The following is a 9014-nucleotide window of genomic DNA, read 5'->3' as shown; positions in this document are numbered from 1 at the left end:
GGGCGCCGGGTGCTGTCGTCACGCTGGATCGACGAACTGTGGACACCCGGCGCCGTCAAGCCGGACTACGGCCTGTCCTGGTGGCTCAACGACCACCGCACCGTCTGGCCGTCCGCCCCCGCCACCGGCCGGTGCGCCCGCGGCAACGGGGGCACCCACCTGCTCTGGGTCGACCCTGCCCGCGACCTGGTGCTCGCCTCCCACTGGGGCGCGGACCCGGCCGTCCTGCTGGAGGAGGTCTCGGCGGCGGTGCCGGCGAACTGAACCGTCAGTTCCCCTCCTCCAGCGCCGCGAGCAGCTCCCGCTCGCGGGCCTGGCTCAGCCCCGCCTTCCGGGGCCGGTCCAGGCCCGACTCCCGCTCGGAGACCAGGGTGTCGGCGAGCATCTCCCGGTACGGACGGTGCCGCAGCCCGGCCGCGCGGGCCGCCGTCCCGGCCCGCGCCAGCCAGCCCTCCCAGCCCTCCTCGACCAGCCACAGCGGCAGGGACTCCTCACCCGCCCACTCGGCGACGCCCTGCTTCAGCAGCCAGTCGGAGGGCGCGCCCACCACCGGGCCGGTGTGACCGCCGGCGGTGCGCGCCGCCTCGATCCACTCGGCGAAGGAGATCCGCGGGCCCACCGTGTCGTACACCCCCGTCACGCCCTGCTCCGCGGACTCCACCAGCCACAGGGCCAGGTCCCGTACGTCCACCACCTGCACCGGGGCGTCAGGGCGGCCGGGCACCAGCATCGGCTCCTCCGGGGCCCGTGCGGCCCGCGCCACCCAGTAGCCGGCCCGGTCGCTGGCGTCGCCCGGCCCGCCGATCAGGCCGGCCCGCGCCACCAGCAGCCGGTCGCCCACCGCATCCCGGCACGCCGCCTCGCAGGCCACCTTCGCCTCGCCGTACAGCTCCCGGTCGACCTCGTCCCGGTCGGTGGGGGCGAGCAGTTCGGCCGACTCGTCCTCGCCAGGCACCGCGTGCGAGGCGTACACGTTGCCCGAGGAGACGTACGACCAGTGGCGGGCACGTTCCCCGAGCGCCGTCAACGCACCCCGCACGAAAGCCGGTTGCCACGAGACGTCGAACACCGCGTCCCACTCCTGCGCGGGCAGCGCCTCGTACGCGGACGCCTCCCGCCGGTCGCCCACGACCAGGCGCGCCCCCTCCGCGATGCCACCGCTCTCCCCGCGCGCCAGACAGGTCACCCGGTGCCCGCGCTCCAGCGCCTGGCGTGCGATCTCGCGGCCCAGCCATGCGGTACCGCCCAGAACCAGAATCTCCATGACCGGAGCAAAGCAGGCCACGGGCCCGCTGCCCAGCGAATCTGCCCAGGGCAGATCACCCGCCGGCCGCGCCGCCCGGCGCCGGCGCGTAGTGGGCGGCCACCGCCGGCTGGCCCGTGCATCCCGGCCCCGCGCCCGGATCGGCGCCGAGATGACGGAACGGCAGCACCGGGCGCCGGCCGCCCTCGAGGACCAGCAGCGACCGCCACCGGGAGTGACGGAACCCGGCGGCGCGCAGGGCCGCCAGCGCGGCTGGTCCGGCCGGCGAGCCGTCCGCCCAGCGGATCAGCCCCGGGTCGAAGTGCGCCAGCAGCAGGCCGTCCGCGGTCAGCCAGCTCGCGGCCCGGGCCAGCAGCCCCAACGGGTCGCCCACGTAGTGCAGTCCGTGCACGCAGGTGACCAGGTGCTGGGCGCGCTCCGGCGCCCAGGCGGAGACCGAGGCGGTCACCAGCTCCACCGTGGGAGGCAGCGGCGCCGGGACCATCGGCCCCACCAGGTCGACGCCGGTGAGCACCGCGTCCGCGGGCAGGACCGCCGCGGCCTCGCGCAGCGCCCTGCCCTCCCCGCTGCACAGGTCCAGCCAGTGGGGCGCGGCGCGTCCGGCGAGCGCGTCCAGCGGATCCCTGCCGAGCTCGCGTGCGTAGCTGTTCACCCCGGACAGGCCGCGCCCGCGGTTCATGGTGTTGTTGGCGACCACCCACGACTGCTCCAGTTCGGCCGTGGAGACCGTGCGAGGCGTTGTCATGCGCCCATTGTGCGAGACGTCGTCACGCGCCCGTCAGGAGCCCGCGGCCCGGCCGAGCCGCGGGTATTCGCTTGCTCCGGCCCGCGGACGGCCCTACGGTGCGCGCCATGATCGTCGAAGAACCCTCCGCCGCCCTGACCGCCTACCGCCGCCTCAACGACGCGGTGTTCCGCGCCTACGAGGAGGGGCGCCTGGAGGACGGCATCCGCCTCCTGGGCACCCCGCCGCCGTCGACGCTGCCCTGGCGGGCCGAGCTGGCCTACCTGCTCGCCTGCCTGCAGGGAGCCGCGGGGCGTCCCGCCGAGGCGCTGGACACGCTGCGGGAGGCCCTCGCGGAAGGCGGCTGGTGGGACCCGGCGGTGCTGGACGACGAGGAGGACTTCACGGAGGTCCGCCGTCTGCCCGCCTTCGCCGCGCTGCGCGAGACGTCGGCCGGGCGCTGGAACAAGGCCCTGACGATGTCCCGTGACCACGACGTCCTGGTGCGGCCCGACACGCTCCCGGCACGCGGCGTGCTCCTCGCCCTGCACGGCGCCGAGGAGTCGGAACAGGACGCGTTGAGGGCCTGGCGGCCCGCCCTGGAGGCGGGGTTCGCGGTGCTCGCGGTGCGCTCCTCCTGGCGCACCTCGCCCCGCTACCGGACCTGGCCGCGCACTCCGCGGGCGCTCGAGGAGGTCGACGCCGCGATGGCCGCGCACGCCGGCGAGGTCGCGGGCCTCCCGCTGACGGTCGCGGGGTTCTCGGCCGGCGGGCGGGTCGCGCTGCAGTGGGCGCTGTCCCGGGAGCCGGGGGAGGTGGCCCGCGTCGTCGCGGTCGCCCCGGCGATCTCCGTGGCGGAACTGCCGGAGTCCCCGCGGCTCCCCGGGCGGACCCACCTGGTCGTCGGGGAGCGGGACGACCTGCTGGACGACGTGCGCGAGGTCGCGGGACGTCTCGCCGGCTGCCGGCTGGACGTGGTGGAGGGGGCCGGCCACGAGGTCCCCGCCGACACGATCCGCCGCGTCCTGGCCTGACGGGCGTCGCACCGGCCCTCCTCCTCCGGCCCGAGGGGGCGACCCGTGCGGGAGTGCCCGGGGCCTGACGCCCGCTCACGGAGCGGAACCGCTGACGGCGCCCGGCCCGGGTCGGGTCGACGGGCGGACCCGCGCGCCCCGTGGGGCCGGGTGGGGTCAGCCCGCCACGACGGCCGCGAAGGCGTCCGGCGCGTCGAACATGACGTTGTGCCCGGCGTCCGGCACGGTCACCACCCGCACCCCCGCCGCCTCCAGGGCCGCCCGGCCCTCCAGCTCGCCGCTGAGCGCGCCCTGCAGGTACACCCGGTCCACGGTGAGCCCTTCGAGGACGCGGCGCATCGTGGGGCGCGAGCCACGGGCCAGGCCTGCCGCGGACCGGTACAGGGCTCGCGGGTCCGTCAGGCGCATGGTGGCCGCCCACCAGGGCCCCACCCGTTCCAGGGTCCGCGCGTACCCCTCGGCGAGGAAGTCCTCCTCCGTGTACGACGTGATCCAGCTGCTCCCGGCCGTCGCCGGCGGGTCCGGGTCCAGGTTCGCCTCGGTGAGGACCAGCCGGGACACCAGGTCGGGCCTGCGGCCGGCCAGCACGATCGCCACCGAACCGCCCATGCTGTGTCCGACGACCTCCGCCCCGCCGACGCCCGCGGCGTCGAGCGCCGCCGCGAGGGCGTCGGCGTGGTCCTCCAGGGTGTAGCCGAAGTCCGCCGGCCGGTCGCTGATCCCGTGGCCCGGCAGGTCGACGAAGAGGCTGCGCCGCCCGGCCGCCTCGGGCCGCGCGGCGACATGCGCGTGGTAGACGGCCGAGGCGGCGCCCAGCCCGTGGACGTACACCCGGGCCGACTCCGCGCCGGGCGTCTCGGTCCAGCGGACCCGGCTGCCCCTGCCGTCGAACTCCACCTGTCGCACCGTCGCCACCCCTTTCCCGCCGGGGTCCGCCCCCGGCTCCGAACAGGTGGGCACGCCCACCCGTGAGCACGCACCATACATCGATGCCGAGGTATGTCGCATCCGATGTACGCAAGAATGCCACCATGCTCGAACTGGCCATCCTCGGCTTCCTCCGCGACGCCCCCCTGCACGGATACGGACTGCGCAAGCGGCTGACCGCCCTGATCGGGCACGTGCGACCCGTCGGCGAGAGCACCCTCTATCCGGCCATCAAGCGCCTGGAGAAAGCGGGGCTGCTCGCCCGGACCACCGAACCGGGCGCCGCGGCCGCCCCCCGGCACGTACTGACGCTCACCGCCGAGGGCGCCCGGGAACTCGGCCGCCGGCTCGCCGAACCGGAGCGGCTGGACGTCACCGACGAGAACCGCTGGTTCACCCTGCTCGCCTTCCTCCGCCACCTGGAGGACCCGGCCGCGCAAGCGGCCGTCCTGCGGCGGCGGCTGGCCTTCCTCGAGGAGCCGTCCAGCTTCTTCCTCGACGGCGACCGCCCGCTGCGGGCGGAGGAGTTGGACGACCCGTTCCGGCGCGGTGTCCTCACCGTGGCCAGGGCGACCGGCCGGGCCGAGATCGCCTGGCTGCGGGAGACGCTCGCCGCGCTCGGGGCGGAGGAAGGGACGACGTCGAAGGGCTGACCGGTTGGCGCGATAGCTCATTGACCACGAGTCGGCGGGCCAACTAGCGTCCCGGCGTGAAAAGCAGACAAGTCCTTCGGCACCGCGATTTCCGCCTCCTGGTCACCGGCGTCTCGGTGAGCGCCCTCGGCAACGCCGTCACCCCGGTGGCGCTCGCCTTCGCCGTGCTCGACCTGGGCGGTTCCATCACCGACCTGGGCCTGGTGGAAGCCGTCCTCGCGATCTGCCAGATCGTCACCATGCTCGCCGGAGGGGTTCTCGGCGACCGCTTCTCACGCAAGCTGATGATGCAGGGCGGGTCCGTCGCCAGCGCCGTGGTCATGGGGCTGCTCGCCGCGGTGGTGCTGCTGGACGCCGCCACGATATGGCTGCTCGCCCTGCTCGGCGGTGTCGCCGGAGTGGTCACGGCGCTCAGCCGGCCGTCCTCCAAGGCGATGACCCGGGTGGTCGTCCCGGAAGCCGACCTCGCGGACGCGGTGGCCACCCGCTCCCTGCTGGACAGCCTCTTCCGCACCCTCGGTTACGCCGTCGCCGGCCTGCTGGTCGCGGTGGTGGGCCCGGGGTGGGCCGTCATGGTCGATGCCGCCACCTTCGTGGTGGCCGCCGTGGCCTTCGGCCGCCTCCGTGCCACCAACGCCCGCGCGCCCCGCACGACCTCGCCGCTCGCGGACCTCGGCGAGGGGTTCCGGGAGGTCACGCGCCACACCTGGCTGTGGCTGCTGGTGCTGCAGGCCCTGCTCTACCACCTGTTCTACGGCGGGGCGCAGGCGGTGCTGGGCCCGGTCGTGGTGGGCGAGGGGATGGGACGCAGTGCCTGGGGCTTCGCGCTCGCGGCCCTGATGGCCGGGTTCGTGGTCGGCGGTCTGCTCGCCCTGCGGGTCAGGCCCCGCAAGCCGCTGGCGACCGGGGTCGCGCTGCTCACGCTGGCCGGCGTGTTCCCGCTCGCCATGGCGCTGTCGGACACGTTGTGGCCCGTCATGCTGGGCGCGTTCGTGCACGGCATCGGCCTGCAGATGTTCAGCGTCTACTGGGACCAGAGCATCCAGAGCCAGGTGCCGGAGGACAAGCTGGCCCGGGTGTACGCCTTCGACTCGGTCGGCTCCTTCGTGGCCAGGCCCCTCGGCCTCGCCCTGACCGGTCCGCTCGCCGCGGCGGTGGGGATCGACGCGTGGCTGCTGGTGGTCGCCGCGGTCGTCTCCGGTTCGGCGCTGGCGGCCCTCGGGCTGCGGGACGTGCGGGCGTTGGAGCGGACGGTGCCCCAGAAGGTGTCCTGACGCGCCCCCGCGGCGGCCTGCCGCCGGACGCGCGACGGCGCCTCCTGTCCGGTCCCGGGACCGGACAGGAGGCGCCGTCGCGCGAGGGGGCTCAGCCCATCGGGTCGGTGGTGTCCCGGAGCAGTTCCAGGGCCGGTCCGTACATCCGCGACTTGATCGTGCCGAGCGTTCCGCTCGCCTTCGCGGCCAGCGCCCCCGCCAGCTCGACGGCCGTCGCGCGCACGGCGTCCTCCGGGACGGCTCGGTCCACGACGCCCGCGGCCAGCGCCTCCTCGCCCCCGAAGCGGCGTGCCGTGACCATCGCCTCGTGCGCGGTCTGCGGCGTGAGCCGGGACTGGATGAGGGCGGACATGCCCGGGGTGAACGGGATGTGGATGTCCGCCTCGGGCAGGCACCAGAAGCCGCGGTCGGCGCGCATCACCCGGAAGTCGTGCGCCAGGGAGAGCATGGCCCCGGCCGCGAAGGTGTGTCCCTGCAGCGCCGCGACGGTGACCAGCGGGAGGGACAGCACCCGCGCGAACAACGCGTGCACCGACACCACGTAGTTCCGGTGCTCCTCGGCGTGGGCGAGCAGCCAGTCCAGGTCCAGGCCGTTGGACCAGAACTTGCCCGTCGCGGCGGTCACCAGGGCCTTGGGGCCCTCCGTCTTCTCCACCTCGTCCAGGGCACCGTCGACCGAGGCGATCCAGTCCGGGTGGAAGCGGTTCTCGCCGTCTCCGAGATCGAGGACGAAGACGTCGCCCTGACGGTCGAGAGTGGGCATGGGCTGCTCCTTTGCACGCGGGTCGAGGGGTGACACCAACCTACCAGTCAGTAACTTACGGTGCCGTGAGCCGGCCTGGCAAGACGCGGGCGGGGCGCGGACGGTGACGGCCGGGAAGCGAGGGGCGGCGGGCGGAGCACGGAGAAGATCGAAAAAGCGATGGCGGGGCCCGCACCGCCGCTGGTAGACATACCGGAACCGCGCCGCCCGGTGATCGCCGGGCCGCGCACGCGCCCACCGACAGAGGAGGAGGGGTAAGTCATGTCCACGCCCCGTACCGCAGCCGCGTTCGTCCTTCCCGGGGCCGGGCCTTCGGTCTGACCCCGCCGCGGACGGCCGAGCGCCCTCACCGGAAAGCCTCGACCGTGAACACAGAACTCCTCACCGTGCGCCCCCTCACCGGGCGCGCGGAACTCGACCTCTTCCGCCGCCTGTCCTACGCGCTCGACACGGAGCTCGACGCCGATCTCGACGAGGGGCGACGGCGCCCCGAATGGATGTGGATCGCCCTGCGGGGGAACCGGCTGCTCGCCAGGATCGCCTGGTGGAGCCGCCCCGGAGCCCGTCGGCCTCTGCTGCTCGACGTCCTCGACGTCGACGACGGCCTGCCCGAGGCGGACCGCCTCGACGTCGGTGAGCACCTGCTGCGCACCGCCCTGTCCGAGGTGTCGGACCCGCAGGGCCCGACACCGGAGTACACCCGGTTCGTGCCGCCCGACTGGCGTGACACCCCGGCCGTCCGGCGCGCCGTCGAGGACCGGATGGCCGTCGCCGCGCGCACCGGGGCCCGCCCCTTCGTGGAACGGCTCCGCCTCGAACGGCCCGCCGGCGCGCCCGTTCCGCCGCCCACCGGACGTCTGGCCTTCCGCACGCCCCGGGACGAGGGCGAACTCACCGACCTGATGACCCGCGTGCTGGACGGCACCCTGGACGCCCACAGCCTGCACGACCTGACCACCATGTCCGCCCAGGAGGCGGCGAAGGCCCAGTACGCCGACGAACTGGCCGGCTACCGCAGCCCTCGGGAGTGGTGGCGGGTCGCCACGCTGCCCGACGGGGAACCGGTGGGCTTCGTGATCCCCGCCCACAACGGCTACAACCCGATCATCGCCTACATCGCCGTCCTGCCCGAACACCGCGGCAAGGGGTACGTCGACGAGATCCTCGCGGAAGGCACCCGAATCCTCACGGACCAGGGCGTGCCCCGGATCCGGGCCTCGACCGATCTGGGCAACGTGCCGATGGCCGCGGCCTTCGCGCGGGCCGGCTACGACGCGTTCGAGCGGGAGATCGTCATGAGCTGGGGCTGACCCGCCGGAGCCGCCCCTGCGGGGGCCGACCGGGCCGCGTCGCGCCGTGGAAGCGGCCCGGTCACCTCCCCGGCGCCCGGCGGCCGGCCGCCGAGGCCGACCGGTGACGGAACACATGACGGTAGGTCTGCGGGGAGACCGTGGTCAGCCGGCCGAAATGGCGGCGCAGGTTGGCGGCGTTGCCGAAACCGGTCCGGTGGGCCACGGACTCCACCGGGTCGTCGGTCGTCTCCAGCAACTCCTGGGCGAGCAGCACCCGTTCGCGCAGGATCCACTGCAACGGCGTGGTCCCCAGGGTGTCGCGGAAACGGCGGGCGAAGGTGCGCTCGCTGAGGTGGGCCTGCCGGGCCATCCCGGCCACCGTGAGCGGTTCGTGGAGCCGCTCGCGGGCCCATTCCAGCACCGGGCCCAGACCCTCCTCGCGCCGCCGGGCGCGCGGCGGCAGCGGCTTGGCGTACTGGGTCTGGCCGCCCTCCCGGTGCGGCGGCACCACCATGCGCCGGGCCACCTCGTTGGCGACCGCGGAACCGTGGTCGGTGCGCACCAGGTGCAGGCACAGGTCGATCGCCGCGCCGGTGCCGGCCGAGGTGAACACGGTGCCGTCCTCGACGTACAGCGCGGAGGGGTCGTAGGTCACCCGCGGGAAGCGGTGCGCGAAGTCCACGGTGTTCATCCAGTGCGTGGTCGCCCGGCGTCCGTCGAGCAGGCCCGCGGCGGCGAGCACGTAGGCGCCGCTGCACAGCGAGACGATCCGCCGTCCCCGCGCGTGGGCGGCCCGCAGCGCGTCGAGCAGTCCCGGAGGCGGGTCGAGCTGGACGCGCCGCGGACAGGCGGCGACGATCACGGTGTCGGCCTCCGCCAGGTCCTCGAGGCCGTGCCCGGCGCCCACCGTCAGTCCCGCGGAGGTGCGCAGCGGCCCCGGTTCCACGGCGCAGAGCCGCAACTCGTACCAGGGGTCCACGACATCGCTGCGGTCGATCCCGAACACCTCGCAGGGCACCGCGAGTTCAAAGTTCGTCGCGCCGTCCGTCACCGCCACGGCCACCACGTGGGGACGGGCGGGGG

The 9014-nt window shown here is 74.8% G+C and carries 9 protein-coding genes and 1 pseudogene; 5 read left to right on the top strand and 5 right to left on the bottom strand.

The features are described from left to right. A pseudogene (locus ACOV8S_RS22360) lies at positions 1-264 on the top strand (serine hydrolase domain-containing protein); the annotation flags it as partial. 4 nt (positions 265-268) lie between these two features. Here the strand turns inward: ACOV8S_RS22360 and ACOV8S_RS22355 are convergent. Both ACOV8S_RS22355 and ACOV8S_RS22350 read right to left on the bottom strand, forming a co-directional pair. Next, on the bottom strand, positions 269-1264 hold the full coding sequence (locus ACOV8S_RS22355; RefSeq protein ID WP_448319739.1) for an NAD-dependent epimerase/dehydratase family protein: 996 nt from the start codon (positions 1262-1264) through the stop codon (positions 269-271). A gap of 55 nt (positions 1265-1319) precedes the next feature. Next, complete coding sequence (locus ACOV8S_RS22350; protein WP_448319737.1) at positions 1320-2009, bottom strand: class I SAM-dependent methyltransferase; 690 nt, start codon at positions 2007-2009, stop codon at positions 1320-1322. 107 nt (positions 2010-2116) lie between these two features. On the opposite strand from ACOV8S_RS22350, the gene ACOV8S_RS22345 reads away from it, so the two are divergent. Beyond that, positions 2117-3022 carry an alpha/beta hydrolase gene (locus tag ACOV8S_RS22345; RefSeq protein ID WP_448319736.1) on the top strand — a complete coding sequence of 302 codons (906 nt, stop codon included), beginning with the start codon at positions 2117-2119 and terminating at the stop codon, positions 3020-3022. 156 nt (positions 3023-3178) lie between these two features. On the opposite strand, the gene ACOV8S_RS22340 is transcribed toward ACOV8S_RS22345, so the two are convergent. Beyond that, positions 3179-3928: an alpha/beta fold hydrolase gene (locus ACOV8S_RS22340; RefSeq protein ID WP_448319734.1), complete on the bottom strand. Its 750-nt coding sequence runs from the start codon at positions 3926-3928 to the stop codon at positions 3179-3181. Positions 3929-4053: 125 nt separating this feature from the next. Between ACOV8S_RS22340 and ACOV8S_RS22335 the strand changes: the two genes are divergently transcribed. Together ACOV8S_RS22335 and ACOV8S_RS22330 are read left to right on the top strand one after the other, a co-directional pair. Then, a complete protein-coding gene (locus ACOV8S_RS22335) occupies positions 4054-4602 on the top strand; it encodes a PadR family transcriptional regulator (RefSeq protein ID WP_448319733.1) in 549 nt (182 codons plus the stop codon). Positions 4603-4658: 56 nt separating this feature from the next. After that, entirely contained in the window at positions 4659-5876 is a 1218-nt protein-coding gene (locus tag ACOV8S_RS22330; RefSeq protein WP_448319731.1) for an MFS transporter, read from the top strand. Between the two features lie 91 nt (positions 5877-5967). Here the strand turns inward: ACOV8S_RS22330 and ACOV8S_RS22325 are convergent, their stop codons facing one another. Beyond that, a complete protein-coding gene (locus ACOV8S_RS22325; RefSeq protein WP_448319730.1) occupies positions 5968-6639 on the bottom strand; it encodes an enoyl-CoA hydratase-related protein in 672 nt (223 codons plus the stop codon). A gap of 365 nt (positions 6640-7004) precedes the next feature. On the opposite strand from ACOV8S_RS22325, the gene ACOV8S_RS22320 reads away from it, so the two are divergent. Beyond that, positions 7005-7949 carry a GNAT family N-acetyltransferase gene (locus ACOV8S_RS22320; protein WP_448319729.1) on the top strand — a complete coding sequence of 315 codons (945 nt, stop codon included), beginning with the start codon at positions 7005-7007 and terminating at the stop codon, positions 7947-7949. A gap of 61 nt (positions 7950-8010) precedes the next feature. Here ACOV8S_RS22320 and ACOV8S_RS22315 read toward each other — a convergent pair whose 3' ends face one another. After that, positions 8011-8997 (bottom strand): GlxA family transcriptional regulator, encoded by a 987-nt coding sequence (locus tag ACOV8S_RS22315; RefSeq protein WP_448320115.1) that lies wholly within the window; start codon positions 8995-8997, stop codon positions 8011-8013. Between the last annotated feature and the right edge of the window lie 17 nt (positions 8998-9014).

Source organism: Streptomyces sp. CO7, assembly GCF_053474865.1.
This window is presented reverse-complemented; position numbering and strand designations above follow the sequence as displayed.